Origin of the sequence: Pedomonas sp., assembly GCF_036515995.1 — a bacterium.
GTDB lineage: Bacteria > Pseudomonadota > Alphaproteobacteria > Sphingomonadales > Sphingomonadaceae > Pedomonas.
In genome coordinates this window covers 1-16,593 of the sequence record NZ_DATBUP010000260.1, presented here as the reverse complement: position 1 = coordinate 16,593, position 16,593 = coordinate 1, and the positions used below count along the sequence as shown (strand labels likewise).

Annotated in this window: 15 protein-coding genes and 1 tRNA gene; 6 read left to right on the top strand and 10 right to left on the bottom strand. The window is 64.6% G+C overall.

Annotated features, from left to right (window positions below):
- Positions 1 to 32: 32 nt before the first annotated feature.
- From VIG90_RS18625 to VIG90_RS18615, 3 genes are all read right to left on the bottom strand, one after another.
- Complete coding sequence (locus tag VIG90_RS18625; RefSeq protein WP_331595021.1) at positions 33 to 686, bottom strand: LON peptidase substrate-binding domain-containing protein; 654 nt, start codon at positions 684 to 686, stop codon at positions 33 to 35.
- A 17-nt stretch (positions 687 to 703) separates the two neighbouring features.
- Entirely contained in the window at positions 704 to 1,648 is a 945-nt protein-coding gene (gene trxA / locus VIG90_RS18620) for a thioredoxin (RefSeq protein WP_331595020.1), read from the bottom strand.
- Positions 1,649 to 1,756: 108 nt separating this feature from the next.
- On the bottom strand, positions 1,757 to 2,290 hold the full coding sequence (locus VIG90_RS18615; RefSeq protein WP_331595019.1) for a prolyl-tRNA synthetase associated domain-containing protein: 534 nt from the start codon (positions 2,288 to 2,290) through the stop codon (positions 1,757 to 1,759).
- A gap of 76 nt (positions 2,291 to 2,366) precedes the next feature.
- Here VIG90_RS18615 and VIG90_RS18610 point away from each other — a divergent pair.
- From VIG90_RS18610 to VIG90_RS18600, 3 genes are all read left to right on the top strand, one after another.
- Positions 2,367 to 2,441, top strand: a tRNA-Gly gene (locus VIG90_RS18610).
- A gap of 128 nt (positions 2,442 to 2,569) precedes the next feature.
- Positions 2,570 to 2,896, top strand: coding sequence for a YnfA family protein (locus tag VIG90_RS18605; protein ID WP_331595018.1), 327 nt, complete (start codon positions 2,570 to 2,572; stop codon positions 2,894 to 2,896).
- Between the two features lie 65 nt (positions 2,897 to 2,961).
- Positions 2,962 to 3,984, top strand: a complete 1,023-nt coding sequence (locus VIG90_RS18600) for a glycerophosphodiester phosphodiesterase family protein (RefSeq protein WP_331595017.1) — start codon at positions 2,962 to 2,964, stop codon at positions 3,982 to 3,984.
- A gap of 21 nt (positions 3,985 to 4,005) precedes the next feature.
- Here the strand turns inward: VIG90_RS18600 and VIG90_RS18595 are convergent, their stop codons facing one another.
- Together VIG90_RS18595 and VIG90_RS18590 are read right to left on the bottom strand one after the other, a co-directional pair.
- Positions 4,006 to 4,377 (bottom strand): response regulator, encoded by a 372-nt coding sequence (locus VIG90_RS18595; protein WP_331595016.1) that lies wholly within the window; start codon positions 4,375 to 4,377, stop codon positions 4,006 to 4,008.
- Between the two features lie 171 nt (positions 4,378 to 4,548).
- Positions 4,549 to 5,097 (bottom strand): MarR family winged helix-turn-helix transcriptional regulator, encoded by a 549-nt coding sequence (locus VIG90_RS18590; RefSeq protein ID WP_331595015.1) that lies wholly within the window; start codon positions 5,095 to 5,097, stop codon positions 4,549 to 4,551.
- A gap of 686 nt (positions 5,098 to 5,783) precedes the next feature.
- Here VIG90_RS18590 and VIG90_RS18585 point away from each other — a divergent pair.
- Positions 5,784 to 10,583, top strand: coding sequence for an NAD-glutamate dehydrogenase (locus tag VIG90_RS18585; RefSeq protein ID WP_331595014.1), 4,800 nt, complete (start codon positions 5,784 to 5,786; stop codon positions 10,581 to 10,583).
- Positions 10,584 to 10,647: 64 nt separating this feature from the next.
- On the opposite strand, the gene VIG90_RS18580 is transcribed toward VIG90_RS18585, so the two are convergent.
- The 3 genes from VIG90_RS18580 to VIG90_RS18570 all read right to left on the bottom strand — a co-directional run bounded on the left by VIG90_RS18580 (position 10,648) and on the right by VIG90_RS18570 (position 12,770).
- Entirely contained in the window at positions 10,648 to 11,127 is a 480-nt protein-coding gene (locus tag VIG90_RS18580; RefSeq protein ID WP_331595013.1) for a hypothetical protein, read from the bottom strand.
- Complete coding sequence (locus VIG90_RS18575; RefSeq protein WP_331595012.1) at positions 11,106 to 11,531, bottom strand: hypothetical protein; 426 nt, start codon at positions 11,529 to 11,531, stop codon at positions 11,106 to 11,108. The genes VIG90_RS18580 and VIG90_RS18575 overlap by 22 nt, the downstream gene beginning before the upstream one ends.
- 246 nt (positions 11,532 to 11,777) lie before the next feature.
- Positions 11,778 to 12,770, bottom strand: a complete 993-nt coding sequence (locus tag VIG90_RS18570) for a malate dehydrogenase (RefSeq protein ID WP_331595011.1) — start codon at positions 12,768 to 12,770, stop codon at positions 11,778 to 11,780.
- A 399-nt stretch (positions 12,771 to 13,169) separates the two neighbouring features.
- Here VIG90_RS18570 and VIG90_RS18565 point away from each other — a divergent pair, with 399 nt between their 5' ends.
- Together VIG90_RS18565 and VIG90_RS18560 are read left to right on the top strand one after the other, a co-directional pair.
- Positions 13,170 to 13,610, top strand: coding sequence for an acetyltransferase (locus tag VIG90_RS18565; RefSeq protein WP_331595010.1), 441 nt, complete (start codon positions 13,170 to 13,172; stop codon positions 13,608 to 13,610).
- Between the two features lie 129 nt (positions 13,611 to 13,739).
- Positions 13,740 to 14,093 (top strand): hypothetical protein, encoded by a 354-nt coding sequence (locus VIG90_RS18560; RefSeq protein ID WP_331595009.1) that lies wholly within the window; start codon positions 13,740 to 13,742, stop codon positions 14,091 to 14,093.
- Here the strand turns inward: VIG90_RS18560 and VIG90_RS18555 are convergent.
- Together VIG90_RS18555 and purH are read right to left on the bottom strand one after the other, a co-directional pair.
- A complete protein-coding gene (locus tag VIG90_RS18555; protein WP_331595008.1) occupies positions 14,084 to 14,740 on the bottom strand; it encodes a LysE family translocator in 657 nt (218 codons plus the stop codon). The genes VIG90_RS18560 and VIG90_RS18555 overlap by 10 nt on opposite strands.
- Positions 14,741 to 15,002: 262 nt before the next feature.
- Positions 15,003 to 16,583 carry a bifunctional phosphoribosylaminoimidazolecarboxamide formyltransferase/IMP cyclohydrolase gene (gene purH / locus VIG90_RS18550; RefSeq protein WP_331595022.1) on the bottom strand — a complete coding sequence of 527 codons (1,581 nt, stop codon included), beginning with the start codon at positions 16,581 to 16,583 and terminating at the stop codon, positions 15,003 to 15,005.
- Between the last annotated feature and the right edge of the window lie 10 nt (positions 16,584 to 16,593).

The following is a 16,593-nucleotide window of genomic DNA, read 5'->3' as shown; positions in this document are numbered from 1 at the left end:
GCGGGGGTCCAGGGTCTTTTCGGTCTCGCTCATCAGTGTCTCTTGTCGGTTGAGCCAAGCGCTTCATCGGCAAAGCGCATCAGGAGGATGACGGCTTCCGCCCGTTCGGCGAGGGACACGGTTTCCACGAGCGCCTGCTTCTCCGCGTCGTCGAAGGGGCACAGCATGCAAACGGCGTTCACCAGCATTTCGTCGTCCGCGCCGTGAATGGCCTCCCAGTCGGCCTTCAGCGTGCGGGCCTGCAGGTAGTGCTCAAGCTGGGTGAGCAGCTGGGTCCGCACCTCGGAGGGCAGCTGCACGGCGCTCATGCGGTCATAGGCGAAGGAGGTGTAGTCCGCCTTCACCTGCCGATAAGGCGTCGTGACGCTCAGCTCCTCGGCAACGCGGAACCGGCTGACGCCCCTCAGCACGATGAGCAGGCGTCCGCCCTCGATTTCCTCGAAGCGATCGATCTTGCCCGCGCAGCCCACGGAATACAGTGCCGGGCGGCCATCGTCCTGCATGCCGTGCGGCTGGATCATGCCGATGACCTTGTCGCCCTTCATCGCGTCGCGCACCATGGCCAGATAGCGCGGCTCGAAGATGTGCAGCGGCAGGTGGGCACGCGGCAGCAGAAGCGCACCGGGCAGCGGGAATACGGGAATCACGCCTGGCAGGGTTTCCGGCTGCTCGCCTGAGGTCTCCATTCCTTGCTCTCCCGCGCTCAAGAGAACAGCACGGAGGACAGCTTCCGGCGCGTCGCGACGCAGAACGGGTCTTCAAGGCCAATGGCGTCGAACATGCGCAGCAGGCGCGCCTTGGCCTCGCCGTTGTTCCAGTCGCGGTTGCGGCGGATGATCTCCAGAAGCTGGTCGGCCGCGCCTTCCCGGTCGCCCACGGCCATCAGGCCGCCCGCCAGTTCGTAGCGCTTCTCGTGGTCGGCCGGGTTGGCCTCCACATGGGCGCGCAGGCCCTCCAGATCGTCAACCGGACGGGCCTCGGCGGCCAGCGCAACGGTTGCGCGGGCGCGCACAACCACCGGGTCGTTGGCGGATTCTTCGGGAAGCTGGTCCAGAATCGCCTTCGCGCCCGGCAGGTCGCCGCCGCCGGCGCGGGCACGGGCAAGGCCGGTCAGCGCCGGCAGGTTGGCGGGGTCGAGGTCCAGCACCTCGCCGAACAGCGTCTCGGCGGAGGCAAGATCGCCCGCCTGCGCCGCCGCCTCGGCGGCTTCCAGGAGGCCGGTCAGGTCTTCCGCCGGCGCATCCGCGCCCGCACCAACGCCGGTCATCTCCAGCAGCTTGTCGATGAAAGCGCGCAGCTGGCTTTCGGGCAGCGCGCCGGTGAAGCCGCGCATCAGCTGCCCGCCTGCGCACACATGCACCGTCGGCACGGACTGCACGCCGAACTGGCCCGCCAGCATCTGGTTCTCGTCCACATCGATTTTCACCAGCCGCACCCGGCCGTTGTACGACGTGACGACCTTTTCCAGCAGCGGGGTCAGGGTCTTGCAGGGGCCGCACCACTTGGCCCAGAAATCGACCAGCACCAGCGCCTGCTGGGAGGCATCAATGACCAGTTCGCGAAACGTCTCGGCGGTTGCCGATGCGATCAGGTCATTTGGCAGCTGATCTGACGTGGCTGCCGGCGTGTTGATCGATTCCAAAGCCATAGAAGCTGCCTCCCGTGAATGTGTCCGGCCCATATGTGACGATTGTTGCGGCAAAATCCAACCCGCGACCCGCGGCAAACTTAAAAAGCCCGCGCCCGCCTCGGAACGCTACCCGGCGAATCGGAACGGTTCGGGCGTCCACCCGCATGAGTCTATGAAACGCACGAGATCGGCAGGCGCGATGGCCGTTGTTGCCGCATTGTGCAGCGGATGAAACCACACCTGCGATTCATCCAGCAGCGTCTGGTCCACAATGATTCGCAGCCGATCCCGATTCGAATGCCGTTCCGCATTGAGCAGCGCAAATGGCGTCACTGCGCCGGGGCGCACGCCCAGCCATTCGATCACCCGCTCCGGTCTTGCAAAGCTGAGACGGGCCGTGCCGCAGGCTTTTGCAATCTGCTGCACGTCGACGGGGGCGTCCTCCTGTACCACCGCCAGAACGTATTCGTCCCGTTTCGACTTTAAAAACAGGTTCTTGGCATGGCCGCCCGCCAGGTCTCCCCGAAGCTGCTTGGCCTCCTCCACCGTATACGCCGGAGGGTGGCGCACGGTGGTGTGAGCGATGCCCAGCCTGTCCAGCCGATCGAACACCAGAGCCTCGGCAGAAACTTTTTCGTCGTTCAATGTCAGAAAGTTCATCTTTGCCCTTGCGCACTGTGAATGAGCGTTGTATCAGCCCCCCCGTCACGGCGACACACCGCAGTGACGACGCCGAGCGGGCGTAGCTCAGGGGTAGAGCACAACCTTGCCAAGGATGGGGTCGAGGGTTCGAATCCCTTCGCCCGCTCCAGTTTCTCTCACCCAGAGAAACACTTAACAAAGCCGCCTTCGGGCGGCTTTTGTTGTTTCTGGGCCATTCCAACGCTATTGAGCCGCCTCAGGGCGTACTGTGCGCCGGGCAAATCCCGGGAGAACCCAATGGCTGCCGTTGGCTGGTATATCGTTGCCGCGCTTGGCGAGATTGCAGGCTGCTTTGCCTTCTGGGCGTGGCTCAGGCTGGGCAAGACGGCGTGGTGGGTGCTGCCCGGCATGGCGAGCCTTGCCTTCTTTGCCTACGCCCTCACCCGCGTGGAGACGGATTTCGCCGGGCGGGCCTATGCCGCTTATGGCGGCGTCTATATCACCGCCTCGATTCTCTGGATGTGGTCGGTCGAGCGTCAGACGCCTGACCGGTGGGACATCATCGGCATGGCGGTAGCGCTGACGGGCGCTGCCATCATCCTTTGGGGGCCAAGGGCCGCGTAATGTCTGTTTTCCGTCGCGGCCGGCATCAGGTGCGCCGCTGCGCCGGGCGAAATAGGAACGCAATGATGCGCAAATCATCGCGCAGGCTGCTCGCCCCGGGGCTGGTGCCGGGACTGGTGCCGGGACTGGTGCTGGGGCTGGTGCTGATCGGGGCGGTTTATCTCAACAACACCTCGCTGCTGGCGCCCTCGCCGTCCGGCGCGCCCGTTCTCCTGGCTCACCGTGGTATCGCCCAGCGGTACTCGATGGAAGGGGTTGAGCGAGACACCTGCACGGCCACGCGCATGCTGCCGCCCACCCACGGGTTTCTGGAGAATACAATCCCCTCCATGGCGGCCGGGTTCGCCGCCGGAGCGGACATTGTGGAACTGGATCTCCACCCGACGACCGACGGCCACTTCGCCGTGTTTCATGACTGGACGCTCGAGTGCCGCACCAATGGCCATGGCGTCACCCGGGAGCACGCGCTGGCGGACCTGAAGGCGCTGGACATCGGCTACGGTTACACGGCGGACGGCGGGCGCACCTATCCCTTCCGGGGCAAGGGCGTCGGGCTGATGCCATCGCTCGATGACGTGCTGGAGACCTTCCCCAACCGCGCCTTTCTCCTCAACATCAAGAGCAATGATCCGAACGAGGGGCGTCTGCTGGCAGCGCGCCTCGCGCGGCTTGCTCCCGAGCAGCGCGCGAACCTCATGGTCTATGGCGGAGATCTGCCGGTGGCGGAGCTTCGGGCGCGCCTGCCCGGCATTCGCACCCTGTCCCGCCAGTCCTTGAAGGCCTGCCTTGTCCGCTATGCTGCCTATGGCTGGACCGGCCTGGTGCCGGAGGCCTGCGCCCGAATGGCCGTCTTCGTGCCGGTGAATGTCGCGCCGTGGCTATGGGGCTGGCCCAATCGCTTTCTCCAGCGCATGCAGTCGGCGGGCAGCACCGTTTTCGTGCTGGGGCCATACCACGGCGGAGAGTTCTCGACAGGCATCGACACGCCCGAGGACGCGGCTCGCCTGCCGGAGCGTTTCGCCGGCGGCGTGCTGACCAACGACATCGAGACGATGGGGGCAATCCTCAAGCCGTCCGGCGCGAAATAGGCGCGGACGGCGCTGGCGTGCTCAGTCTTCTGCCGCCTGCTCCACGGCAGAGAGCAGTTCCGTGTCGTTGATCGGCTTGAACAGAATGGAGCTGGCGCCGTGAATGTCGCCAAGAACGGCGGCATGCTCCAGGCTCGCGCCGGGGCCTCCGCCTGAAATCAGCACCACCGGAAGGGAATTGCCGCGCTCACGCAGCGTCTTCAGCACATCAAGCCCGCTTCGCTGCGGCATCCAGATGTCCAGAACCGCAACATCGAAGGCTTCCGCCTCGCTCAGCCGGATGGCCTCCGCCCCGTTGCTGACGCCCGTTACCTTATACCCGGCCGCCTCCAGAACAAGCTGAATCGCAATCCGCGTCGCTTCCGTGTCTTCTGCCAAAAGGATGCGCACCATCAGCCCCCGAACTGAAATGAGCAAAAATACAGAACCGCCGGCGCACGCCCCCGTCCGCCAGCGTTATCCCGGTCTGTTTTCATGTATCGGCCGCCAAGCGCGCAGTGTCTCGCGCTCAGCGGCCCTTGTACTTAACAAGATGCTTTAAGCAATGGTACAAAAAAGCGACGATTAGGAATTTAGGACAAAAGGATTGGTTGCGCGGTGCTGGCCCTTCTTCTGGCCCAGCCGATCGAAGATGTGCTCCAGTGCGCCGGCAAGGTCGGACTGCTTGTCGCCCGGCAGTTCACCGATGATCTCGGCCAGACGCAGGATGGGGTCCTGCGCGATCAGCTCCAGCCCTTCCGGCGTCAGCGACAGGCGCATGATACGACGGTCGCGGGTGTCAGGCTCACCCTTGACGAAGCCCTTGCGGATCAGGGCGGAGACGGCTCGGGACGCCGGGGCCAGCGTCACGCCCAGGTACCGTGCCAGGCCGGCCACGGTCGCCGCCTCGCGGTTGGCCCGGGCAAGGTAGCGCAGGGCTGCCCACTGGCCGGGATGCATCGCCTGCGGAGACCGCTCGGGGTAAATCTGGCGAACCGTCTGTTCCAGCAGTACGGCCAGCGCGACGAGATTGCGTTGGGGAGAGCCGTTCACGATTTCACGGCCAACGGGCTCCAGTGCGGATCCCACGGGAAGATCGTTATCAATCGTTCCTGCAACGCTCATGTACCTCATAAATACCCCCTGTCCGGTATCGTCACGCGGTTCACTGACTCAACAACAGCCGGTTTTCATTTGCGAACCCGCCATACATCAGGACCCAAAACTATCTTCGTTACGCTATTACGTGCTAACAATTCAGGATGAACGACGGATGAACTGTTTGGTTCATTATTATTGTCAAGTTTCGCTATAAAACGGCGTTTTTGTTGATATTTCAGGGCATCGACCGAAAGCTGGCCGCTCAGGGGCTGGATATTCTGTTTAATCCAAACAGATTAAATTTTGCCGGCTAAGAACCAGCGTGAAAACAAGTTCTGGAACGCTGGCGCTCCGAGTCGCCGCCCGAGTCGTTGCGATAACGTTCCAAAAATCGGAAGCTGGCGAAGCGCACCGTCTGCGGCTGCACTCCGATGGCCCGTCCCGTTCGGGCGGCAAATTGTCGGGTCGGATCCGGTTCTTCAAGCGTTTGATATACCGGGCAAGATTATTGCTGGAAACCGCAACGGCCCTGATGTTCGATTAAAAATCGCCAGCTCGATCCGGCAATTTACCGGAATAGGGTCTCAAATTGGCAACACCGGGGTGAAATGTGCCACCACGGGCTGACACCCGCGCCGGGTTGTCATAGGTTTCGGTAATATAATGTCAAAAGCGGGCAGGATCATTTCTAGCCCGTCAAAACATGAGGGAACCGCATCATGTCAGTCTTGGGCCTCGCGCGTGAGCATGCGGAGGAAGTGGCTTTGCACCTGGATATCAAGGGGGAGGCAAAGTCCGATTTGCAGAGGTTTACCAGCGCCTTTTTCCGGGATGCCCTTCCGGAGGAGCTGCATGGGCTTGACGCGGCAGGCATGGCCGAGATCGCCGGTTTCGCGTGGGAGACGGCGCAGGCGCGTCAGCCCGGCCAGCCGCACATCCGTCTGGAATCCCTGAAGACAGATGCGGATGCGCCCGGTCATCGCCGTACCGCTCTCTGCATCATCAATGACGACATGCCGTTCCTGGTGGATTCGGTCGCAGCGGCGCTGGCGTCCCGCAGCCTGACGGTCGATCGCATTATTCACCCGGTCATGGACGTGCGCCGCGATGCTGACGGCGTGCGCGTCGAGACCGTCTGCGCCCGGCAGGGTCCGCTTCCGGCCGATGGGCTGGTGCGGGAATCCGTCCTCTATATCGAGCTGGAGCGCATCAGCGCCAGGGCGCGGCAGGATCTGCTGGCGGATCTGGAGGTCATTCTCGCGGACGTTCGCGCGGCGGTGGAAGACTGGCAGCCCATGCTGTCGGCCCTGTCCAATGCTGCCGTTGACCTGTGCGACAACCCCCCGCCGGTGAGCGAGGACGAGCAGGCTGAGGCCGTGTCCTTCCTCCACTGGCTGTCCAAGGACAATTTCACCCTGCTGGGGTATCGCTTCTACAGCTATGAGGGCGATCTGGGGGACGAGACCCTGGCACCCAAGACCGAGAACGGCCTCGGCTACCTGCGTGACCCCGCCTATCCGGTGTGGCGCGGGCCTGAGGGCTATACCACGGTCTCCCCGCAGCTGCGCCATTTCCTGGCAACGCCCGAGCCGGTGCTCATCACCAAGTCCAACGCCATGTCCACCGTCCACCGCCGGGTTCACATGGATTACGTGGGCGTGAAGGCGTTCCGGGATGGCCGCGTGATCGGCGAGCACCGCTTCATCGGCCTGTTCACCTCCATGTCCTACGCCGCCAGCGCGCGTCAGGTGCCCCTCCTGCGTCGCAAGGTGGAAAAGGTGCTGGAGGCCTGCGGGTTCGATCCGCGCGGCCATGCGGGCAAGGCCCTGCTGCACGTGCTGGAGAATTTCCCGCGGGACGAGATGTTCCAGATCGACCCGGAACAGCTCACCAATGTGGCGCTCGGCCTCCTGTCCCTGATCGACCGGCCCCGGCCCAAGCTGTTCGTGCGGCGTGACCGCTTCGAGCGCTACGTCTCCGTGCTGACCTGCATCCCGCGCGACCTGTACCGCAGCGACATCCGCGAGACCGTGGGCCGCATGCTCGCCACCGCCTTCCACGGCCGCCTGTCCCTCTACTCGGTGGAACTGCGCGACGATGCGATGGCGCGCGTCCACTTCATCCTCGGCACCACGCCGGGCTCCGTGCCGCACGCGGACGAGGACGATCTCAACCGTCGCCTGCGGGCGCTGGTGCTCGGGTGGGACGACCAGCTGGAAACTGCTCTGGCCGAAACCGTGGGCGAGGCCCGCGCCGCGCGCCTGCGCCTCAGCCACGGCCGCCTGCTCTCCACGGCCTATCGTGCCCAGTACTCGCCGGCCGAGGCCGCCCTCGACATCGGCCGCCTCATCGCCCTGCGCGATGAAGATGACCGTGATGTGCTGATCTACCGCCGTCAGGACGACCAGCCCCACCAGATCCGCCTCAAGATCTTCAGCATGGGCAGCATCATCCCGCTTTCGGAATGCGTCCCGGTGCTGGAGCATCTCGGCCTCAAGGTGATCGAGGAGTATCCGTTCGATCTGGCCGAGGGCAAGCACGGCTGGATTCATGACTTCCTGCTGGCGGATCCCTACGGGCAGCCGCTGGACCTCAACTGGCTGAAGCCGACGCTGGAGCCGGCGCTGCGCTCCATCCTCGGCGGAGATCAGGAGGATGACGGATTCAACGCCCTCGTCATCAAGGTCAATCTGGGCGTCGAGCAGGCGGGCCTGTTCCGTGCCTACTTCCGTTATATGCGCCAGATCGGCCTGCCCTACGGGCAGGACACGGTGCAGGCGGCGCTCATCGGCTATCCGCGCCTGACGACGGCGCTGGCGGATCTGTTCGCTGCCCGCTTCGATCCGAACCGGGCCGACCCGGAGCAGGAAGCCACCATCCTCACCGACATCGAGAACGAGCTCGCCCGGGTGGAAGCGCTGGCGGATGATCGCATCCTGCGGCTCTACCGCTCGGTCATCCTCGCCACGGTGCGCACCAACGCCTACCAGCCGGACCGCCCGGCGCTGGCGTTCAAGATCAACTCCAGCCAGGTTCCGGGCCTGCCACTGCCGGTGCCGTATCGCGAGATCTTCGTGTACAGCCCGCGCGTCGAGGGCATCCACCTGCGCGGCGGCAAGGTGGCGCGCGGCGGTCTGCGCTGGTCCGACCGGCGTGACGACTTCCGCACCGAGGTGCTAAGTCTCCTCAAGGCGCAGATGGTCAAGAACGCCGTCATCGTGCCCGTCGGCGCGAAGGGCGGCTTCTACGCCAAGCAGCTTCCCCCCGCGTCCGACCGCGAGGCCTGGCTGGCCGAGGGCAAGGAGGCCTACAAGATCTTCATCCGCTCCCTGCTCACCGTGACCGACAATCTGGTGGAAGGCGAAGTGGTGCCGCCGCTCGACGTGGTGCGCCATGACGATGACGATCCCTACCTCGTCGTTGCCGCGGACAAGGGCACGGCCACCTTCTCCGACATCGCCAACGGCATCTCCGAAGAGCGCGGCCACTGGCTGGGCGATGCCTTCGCCTCCGGCGGCAGCAAGGGCTATGACCACAAGGCCATGGGCATCACCGCCCGCGGCGGCTGGATCTCCGTCGAGCGTCACTTCCGCGAGATGGGCATCAACGTCGCCACCGATCCCGTGCGCGTCGTCGGCGTCGGTGACATGTCGGGCGACGTGTTCGGCAACGGCATGCTGCTCAGCCGCGCGATCAAGCTCGTGGCGGCGTTCGACCACCGCCACATCTTCTTCGACCCGACGCCGGATCCGGAGAAGAGCTTCCTCGAGCGCCAGCGCCTGTTCAACCTGCCGCGCTCCTCGTGGGCGGACTACGACCCCTCCCTCATCTCGCAGGGCGGCGGCGTCTTCCCGCGCACGGCCAAGTCCATCGACCTGACGCCCGAAATCCAGGCCATGCTGGGCGTTGCCGAGACCAGCCTCAGCCCGGTCGAGCTGATCCGCGCCGTCCTCAAGATGGAAGCGGACTTGCTGTGGATGGGCGGCATCGGCACCTACGTGAAGGCGGCTGCCGAGCCCCACGCGGCGGCGGGTGACAAGGCCAACGATCCGGTGCGCATCGATGGCGAGGAACTGCGCGTCAAGGTGGTGGGCGAAGGCGCCAACCTCGGCTTCACCCAGGGCGCGCGCATCGCCTTTGCCCGCAAGGGCGGTCGCATCAACGCAGACTTCATCGACAACTCGGCGGGCGTCGATTGCTCGGACAACGAGGTGAACATCAAGATTCTCCTCAACCCGATCGTCGCCTCCGGCCGCCTGCCGATGGAAGAGCGTGACCGTCTGCTGGAGGACATGACCGACAACGTGGCGGACATCGTCCTGCGCGACAATTACCTCCAGACCCAGGCCATCTCCGTTGCGGAGATCGGCGGCGCCCATGCGGTGCCCGCCTATGGCCGCCTCATCCAGACGCTGGAGGCCTCCGGCCACCTCAACCGCGCGATCGAGGGTCTTCCGTCCGACGAGGAACTGGAGCGCCGCATGGTGGCGGGCGAGGGCCTGACCCGTCCCGAACTGGCGGTGCTGCTGGCCTACTCCAAGCTGCGCATTCACGAAGCGCTGCTGGACTCGGCGGTTTTGGATGATCCCATCGTGCAGGAGGAGCTGGATCAGGCCTTCCCGCCCCAGCTTCAGGAGCGGTTCCCGGAGGAAATCCGCAATCACTCCCTGCGGCGCGAACTCATCGCCACCAAGCTGTCCAACGCCATCGTCAACCGGGGCGGCATCACCATCGCCTTTGAACTGGCGGAGGAAACCGGCGCCGGGCTCGATCAGGTGGTCGGCGCGTTCGTGGTGGCGCGCGAGGTGTTCAACACCCGCACCCTGTGGCGGATGATCGACTCCTACGACTACCGCATCCCCGCCGAGGTGCAGATGCGCCTGCACCGGGAAGCCGCCGGCGGCCTCAAGCGCCAGATCGAGGACATCCTGCGCTTCTCGGGCGAGACTCTCGAACCCACTGCCATGATCGCGCGGCTGAAGCCGGGCATGGACCGGCTCGTCCCGCAGGTCAATGACCTGCTCCGGCCCGAGCCGCGTGCCCGGGTGGAGCATTACCGCCAGATCCTGGAGGAGCGCGGCACCCCGCCGGACGTGCGCGAGGCGCTCATCCTGCTGGTCATCCTCAACGGCGGCGTAGGCGTTGCCCTGCTGGCCGAGGAACTGGGGCTGGACGAGGCCGACATCGCCCACGCCTACACCCTCCTGGGTGACCGGCTGGGTCTGGACTGGGCGGCCGGCATGGCCGTCAGCCTGATGCCCGCCGATCCGTGGGAGCGCCTGCTGCTGGCCGGCACGGCCCATGACTTCGAGCGCGTGCGCCTCGAGGTGGTCCGCCGCCTCGTCTCCACCGGCAACGCGCCCTCGGCGCAGGCCGCCGTGGAAGACTGGCTCTCGGAGCAGGAAGTCGTCGCCAACCGCATCCGCGCGCTGGTGGAGAACGTCCGCGCCTCCAAGCCCGCCACCACCGCCAAGCTCACCCACCTCGCCTCGCAGGTGCGTCAGCAGCTGTCACGGTAAGGCCGGGGGTTTCTCTCGCAGGGGGTCTACAACCCCCTGCACCCCTCTTTAAGGGCCGCGTCCATCACACAAGGGCGCGGCCTTTTCTTTCTTGGGCAACTTCTCGCCGTTTTGGCGCTAGGTTTCGGTTCAATTCGAACGCCGCCTCAGACCTTGCCTCTTCCGTCGACCAGCGCAGCAGAATGGCGTCCTCAACGATGCAGGTGTCCAGCCGTCTGGTGCCGATAAAATGCTCGCCTAGACCTTCCAGCCAATAGATTCTGTTTAGCGCGGGCACGGCCGGATGGGAGTCGTTGATCATCCACACGCTCATGGACGTAATGCCTTTGTGCATGTCGATGAACTGTTCGGAATGATCCAGCAGCGCATCGGTGACCATTCGATCGAACGCAAGCGGGGCCGTCGCCTTTGCAGGCAGCACCCACAGCTCCCAGCGCCCAGCGTCCGGGTTGTTCACCCAAATGGCTCCTCGTGGCGCGGCCACGGTCTCGTCCAGCAAACGCAGGAGCGCGTGGCCATCCGCTACCAATATTCTTTTATCCATTCCAAAACCCCCGTCTGTGAGTCCGAAACGGCGTGAACCATCCTCTGTGCAGTGAAACCATCAACCGTGCTGTAGCGGCTATCGGGATGCCACTTGCAAACTCGTGTCCAGTTGTCTGAAAATTCCCGGTTCTGGCTTCTCCGCTCATCCAGAATGTTCTCCAGACCTGCATGGAGAATCAGATCGTTCAACTGGTGCGTATGAATGGCATTGACCAAGCGCCGATCCGGCAGGCGCTCGGCCAGAAATCGCAACGCAATGCAGGCCTTCAGTCCGATCTCCACCGCATATCCCGCCAAATAATACGCGTTGGCGAAACGCCCGTGAGCGAGCAGGAGTACTGCATCTTCGCTCTTGCTCCGTGCAATCGTCTGCAAATTCACAAAGCTAGGTTCCAAAGCCATGGATGGTCGACGCCTCAAAACATCAGAGCAGCTTTCGAGCAGGGCGTAAGCCCTGCGGTTAAGAAAGTGCGACTGATAAAGAACGGAGAGCCGTAACCTGCTGCAAGCAGGTTGTAACAGGCTCCAAAACTCCGGCGATCAAACCACGGCAAGGTGCAAGCTGAATATCTTAAAAAGAAAACCGCCCTGCCCGGTGGGGCAGGACGGCTCTCTTGAATACCAGTCGGTTAAGCTGCGAACAGCTTTTTACTCTGCCGACAGGATCTCCAGAACGGCGTCGCGCTCTTCCAGCAGTTCCTTGACCGAGAAGTCGATCTTGGCGCGCTGGAATTCGTTCAGTTCCACGCCCTGAACGCGCTCGAAGTTGCCGCCGGCGGTGGTGATCACCGGCACCGAGCACATCAGGCCTTCCGGAATGCCGTAGGAACCGTCGGACGGGATCGCCATGGATGCCCAGTTGCCGTTGGAGCCCAGGAACCAGTCGCGCATGTGGTCGATGGCGGCGTTGGCTGCCGATGCGGCCGAGGATGCGCCGCGCGCTTCGATGATCGCGGTGCCGCGCTGGGCAACCTTCGGAATGAAGGTGTCCTTGTACCAGGCTTCGTCGTTCACCAGCTCCGGCAGGGCCTTGCCGTTGGCGGTGGCGGCGAAGTAGTCGGCGAACATGGTCGGGGAGTGGTTGCCCCAGATCACGAAGTTCTGGATCGAGTCCACGGCCACGCCGGTCTTTTCGGCCAGCTGGGCCAGAGCGCGGTTGTGGTCCAGACGGGTCATGGCGGAGATGTTCTCGGCCGGGAAGTCCGGAGCGTTGTGAGCCAGAATCCAGGCGTTGGTGTTGGCCGGGTTGCCAACCACGATCACCTTGGCGGTCTTCTTGGCCACGGTGTTCAGAGCTGCGCCCTGCACCTTGAAGATGGCGGCGTTGGCGGCCAGCAGGTCGCGGCGCTCCATGCCCTTCGAACGCGGACGCGCGCCGACGAGGAAGCCAGCGTCGATGTCCTTGAACGCTTCGTTGGCGTCGTCAGAGATGGTCACGCCGGCCAGCAGCGGGAAGGCGCAGTCTTCCAGCTCCATCACCACGCCCTTCACGGCGTTGATGGACTGCGGAATGTCGAGCAGCTGCAGGATCACCGGCTGATCCTTGCCGAACACGTCGCCGTTGGCGATGCGGAACAGCAGGGAGTAGCAGATCTGACCCGCAGCGCCGGTTACGGCTACGCGAAGGGGGGCCTTTGCCATAATTACCATCCTTTCAAACGACACTGGATGTCCGATCCCTCTTGGCCGGATGTCCAGGAAGAGAGCTATGAAGCAGGACCATCCCGATGACCCGCGGGGGTCCGGCTCGGGGCAGCCGCCGCAGTGCTATACCTCTTTTTTCGAAAGCGTGAGCAAGAAGAGCATCATTTTTTTCGTAAAAGTGTTTTTTCATCCACTGAGTGATGTTAAGCGCCCGCACCGCCCGGCGTTTCTCGCCTCGCGTCCTGACCCGGATGCCGTCGGCCCGGGTCGGGGGTGTGTAACCGGTTCATTTGCGTCAGCCTTTTTCACTAAATCGGCACTCTGGCCAGGCAGGCTCTGCACCCTGTCCTCCAGCGGCCCGTTCGGCTTCCTGACGACCCTCGCTGAAAGAGCCCCATGTACCAGCTTCGCCCCTCCTGCCCGGCGGACGTGCCGCACCTGATCGACATCTGGCGCAGGTCCGTGCGCGCCACGCACCGCTTCCTGCGGGAAGCGGACTTCCATGAGATCGAAACCGCCGTTGCCAACCTCTACCTGCCCAATGCGGACCTCACGGTTGCGGCCGATGCGCAGGGTCGGCTCGCCGGGTTCATGGGCATGACCGGCAGCAATATCGACAGCCTGTTCCTTGATCCTGACTGCCGGGGCAAGGGGCTGGGCCGCCTGTTCATCGACCATGCGGCGCGGGTGGCGACCGTGCCCCTGACGGTCGACGTGAACGAGCAGAACGAGCAGGCCGTCGGCTTCTATCGCCACATGGGCTTCATGGAGACCGGCCGCTCTCCCACCGATGACGACGGGCGGCCCTATCCCCTGCTGCACATGCGGCGCTCCTGATCCCGGTGCTTCCTGATCCTGGTCATCCGCAGTTCATCATGGACATGTAATGACAACCGCCTGATTACATTGCCTGATCACTTTGCGGCCGGTCGACAGGGGGCCGTGTTCCATAAGGAGAAAACCGTCATGAAGAAGCTGTTGGCGTCGACTCTGGCGCTCGCTATCGCACTCGGGGCAGGTGTGGCCCACGCCGGTCAGCTCGAGCCGGAGCAGGAAGAAGGCCTGATCAAGATGGCCGCCCAGCTCACCGAAGTTGCCGAGATCTGCCAGCACTACAGCCCGGCCGAGATCACCAGAATGCGCGCCGAGCAGCGCAAGGAAACCCTGGCGCTGGGCGTTCCCGCCGCCCGTTATGACAGCCTTTACGCCGCCAACGCTGCCGAGGCCCGCAAGCGGATGAACGGCATCAGCCCGGCCCAGCGCAAGTCCACCTGCGATCAGATGAAGGCGATGGCTGCCATGGGGGCTCGTCAGCGCTGACTGAGCGCCAGCCGGACGGCCAGCGCGCCCATGATCCCCGCCGTTGCCCAGCGCATCCACCGTACCAGCCGCTCGCTGCCCTTCAGGCGCACTGCGGCGCGGGCGGCGAACACTGCCACGATGATGTTCACCAGCGTGCCGCTCGCATTGAACCACAGGCCGAGGAACGCGATCTGCGCCGTCTGGTACGGGCTGGCCGGATCGAGGAACTGGGGCAGGAACGCAATGAAGAACAGGCCCACCTTCGGGTTGGCAAGGTTCACCAGCGCCCCCTGGCGGAAGGCGCGCCACGGGCTCGCAAAAGCGTGCAGGGTCGCCGGCTCCTTCCCGCCCTCGGGGGCCGAGGCCGGGCGCACCATGCTCCATGCCAGATAAAGCAGGTACGCCGCACCTGCCCACTTGAGCACGGTAAAGCCGGTCTGCGAGGCGGCAATGAGGGCCGAAAGTCCCGCCACGGCGAACAGGATATGGGCGCAGCAGCCAACGGCCACCCCCAGTGCCGCGGCGATGCCGGAGCGCACGCCGCCCCTTGCGGCGGAAATCCCCACAAGGGTCATGTCCGCACCCGGCGTCACGTTGAGCGCAAGCGCCGCAATGGCGAACGCCACGAGTTGCGGCAACGCCGGAAGAAACTCGAAACCCGCCATGGTGCCCTCCTGTTCTGCTCCAACCGCAAACACGAACGCAGGCCCCAACACACACCGAGGCTGTCCCCTTTTCTCACAGGGGTTTTCCAATGTCAATAGGTTTTTTACAACTATCGACGTTTCAAGCCTGCGCTGAGCGTCGAGCCCGCAGGTGGCCCTTCTGACAGAACGGGAGGTGCAGATGGGTTGAAACCCTTCTGTAAAACAAAAGGGCGGAGCCATGCAGGCCCCGCCCCTCTTGTTCAGCAGGGTCGCCCCTGAATTAGTGCCGGAAGTGGCGCTTGCCGGTGAACACCATGGCGAGGCCCTTCTCGTCGGCGGCGGCGATGACTTCGTCGTCGCGGATCGAGCCGCCCGGCTGGATGACGGCGGTTGCGCCGGCGTCAGCGGCGGCCAGCAGGCCGTCGGCGAACGGGAAGAAGGCGTCGGAGGCCACAACCGAGCCGATGGTCAGCGCCTCGGCCTCGCCCGCAGCTTCCTTGGACTTCCAGGCGGCGATGCGGGCGCTGTCCACGCGGCTCATCTGGCCTGCGCCCACGCCCACGGTCGCGCCGTTCTTGGCGTAGACGATGGCGTTGGACTTCACGTGCTTGGCCACGCGGAAGGCAAACAGCAGGTCGGCCATTTCCTGTGCGGTCGGCGCGCGCTTGGTCACCACCTTCAGGTCGGCTTCCGTGGTCACGCCGTTGTCGCGGCCCTGCACCAGCAGGCCGCCCGCAATGGTGCGGATGTTGTAGCCGGGGCGGGCCGGGTTCGGCAGGCCGCCGGTCAGCAGCAGGCGCAGGTTCTTCTTGCCGGCGAAGATGGCGATGGCTTCTTCGTCAGCGTCCGGGGCCACCACCACTTCGGTGAAGATCTCGGTGATCGCCTTGGCGGTTGCGCCGTCCAGCGGACGGTTGGCGGCGATGATGCCGCCGAAGGCCGAGACCGGATCGCACAGCAGCGCCTTGCGGTAGGCGTCTTCCAGCGAGGCGCCGGTGGCCACGCCGCACGGGTTGGCGTGCTTGATGATGGCGATCGCCGGGGTCGCGGCGTCGAACTCGCCGATCAGCTCCAGCGCCGCATCCGTGTCATTCAGGTTGTTGAACGACAGCTCCTTGCCCTGCAGCTGGCGGGCATTGACCACGCCCGGCTCGTCGGAGGTGCGGTAGAAGGCGGCGGTCTGGTGCGGGTTCTCGCCGTAGCGCAGCTCGTTCACCTTCTTGGCGGAGAGCGCCAGCGTCTCCGGGAAGGTCTCGTTGTGCACGGTGCCCGAGAACCAGGCGGCAATCGCGCTGTCGTAGGCGGCGGTGCGGGCATAGGCCTTGCCGGCGAGGCGGCGGCGCAGCTCCAGCGTGGTCGCGCCGTCATGGGCTTCCAGCTCGGCCGCAACCGCGTCGTAGTCGGCCGGATCGGTGATGATGGTGACGTAGCCGTGGTTCTTGGCGGCCGAGCGCACCATCGAGGGGCCACCGATGTCGATGTTCTCGATGCAGGTCTCGAAGTCCGCGCCCTTGGCCACGGTCGCCTCGAACGGGTAGAGGTTCACCACCACCATGTCGATCGGCGGAATGCCGTGGTCCTGCATGGCCTTGGCGTGTTCCGGATGGTCGCGCAGGGCGAGCAGGCCGCCGTGGATCATCGGGTGCAGGGTCTTCACCCGGCCGTCCATCATTTCCGGGAAGCCGGTGTGCTCCGACACGTCCTTGACGCTCAGGCCGGCATCACGCAGGGCCTTGGCCGTGCCGCCGGTCGAGAGCAGTTCGACGCCGCGCGCGGCCAGCGCCTGCGCGAAGGGCACCAGTCCCGACTTGTCGGAAACGGAAAGAAGGGCGCGGGTGACGCGCACCAGCGGTTCGGCCATGACTTGTTCT

What these genes read in the sequence shown, in the direction of transcription:
- VIG90_RS18625 (WP_331595021.1), bottom strand. Translation starts at nt 686, where the DNA reads ATGGAGACCTCAGGCGAGCAGCCGGAAACCCTGCCAGGCGTGATTCCC.
- trxA (WP_331595020.1), bottom strand. Translation starts at nt 1,648, where the DNA reads ATGGCTTTGGAATCGATCAACACGCCGGCAGCCACGTCAGATCAGCTG.
- VIG90_RS18615 (WP_331595019.1), bottom strand. Translation starts at nt 2,290, where the DNA reads ATGAACTTTCTGACATTGAACGACGAAAAAGTTTCTGCCGAGGCTCTG.
- VIG90_RS18605 (WP_331595018.1), top strand. Translation starts at nt 2,570, where the DNA reads ATGGCTGCCGTTGGCTGGTATATCGTTGCCGCGCTTGGCGAGATTGCA.
- VIG90_RS18600 (WP_331595017.1), top strand. Translation starts at nt 2,962, where the DNA reads ATGCGCAAATCATCGCGCAGGCTGCTCGCCCCGGGGCTGGTGCCGGGA.
- VIG90_RS18595 (WP_331595016.1), bottom strand. Translation starts at nt 4,377, where the DNA reads ATGGTGCGCATCCTTTTGGCAGAAGACACGGAAGCGACGCGGATTGCG.
- VIG90_RS18590 (WP_331595015.1), bottom strand. Translation starts at nt 5,097, where the DNA reads ATGAGGTACATGAGCGTTGCAGGAACGATTGATAACGATCTTCCCGTG.
- VIG90_RS18585 (WP_331595014.1), top strand. Translation starts at nt 5,784, where the DNA reads ATGTCAGTCTTGGGCCTCGCGCGTGAGCATGCGGAGGAAGTGGCTTTG.
- VIG90_RS18580 (WP_331595013.1), bottom strand. Translation starts at nt 11,127, where the DNA reads ATGGATAAAAGAATATTGGTAGCGGATGGCCACGCGCTCCTGCGTTTG.
- VIG90_RS18575 (WP_331595012.1), bottom strand. Translation starts at nt 11,531, where the DNA reads ATGGCTTTGGAACCTAGCTTTGTGAATTTGCAGACGATTGCACGGAGC.
- VIG90_RS18570 (WP_331595011.1), bottom strand. Translation starts at nt 12,770, where the DNA reads ATGGCAAAGGCCCCCCTTCGCGTAGCCGTAACCGGCGCTGCGGGTCAG.
- VIG90_RS18565 (WP_331595010.1), top strand. Translation starts at nt 13,170, where the DNA reads ATGTACCAGCTTCGCCCCTCCTGCCCGGCGGACGTGCCGCACCTGATC.
- VIG90_RS18560 (WP_331595009.1), top strand. Translation starts at nt 13,740, where the DNA reads ATGAAGAAGCTGTTGGCGTCGACTCTGGCGCTCGCTATCGCACTCGGG.
- VIG90_RS18555 (WP_331595008.1), bottom strand. Translation starts at nt 14,740, where the DNA reads ATGGCGGGTTTCGAGTTTCTTCCGGCGTTGCCGCAACTCGTGGCGTTC.
- purH (WP_331595022.1), bottom strand. Translation starts at nt 16,583, where the DNA reads ATGGCCGAACCGCTGGTGCGCGTCACCCGCGCCCTTCTTTCCGTTTCC.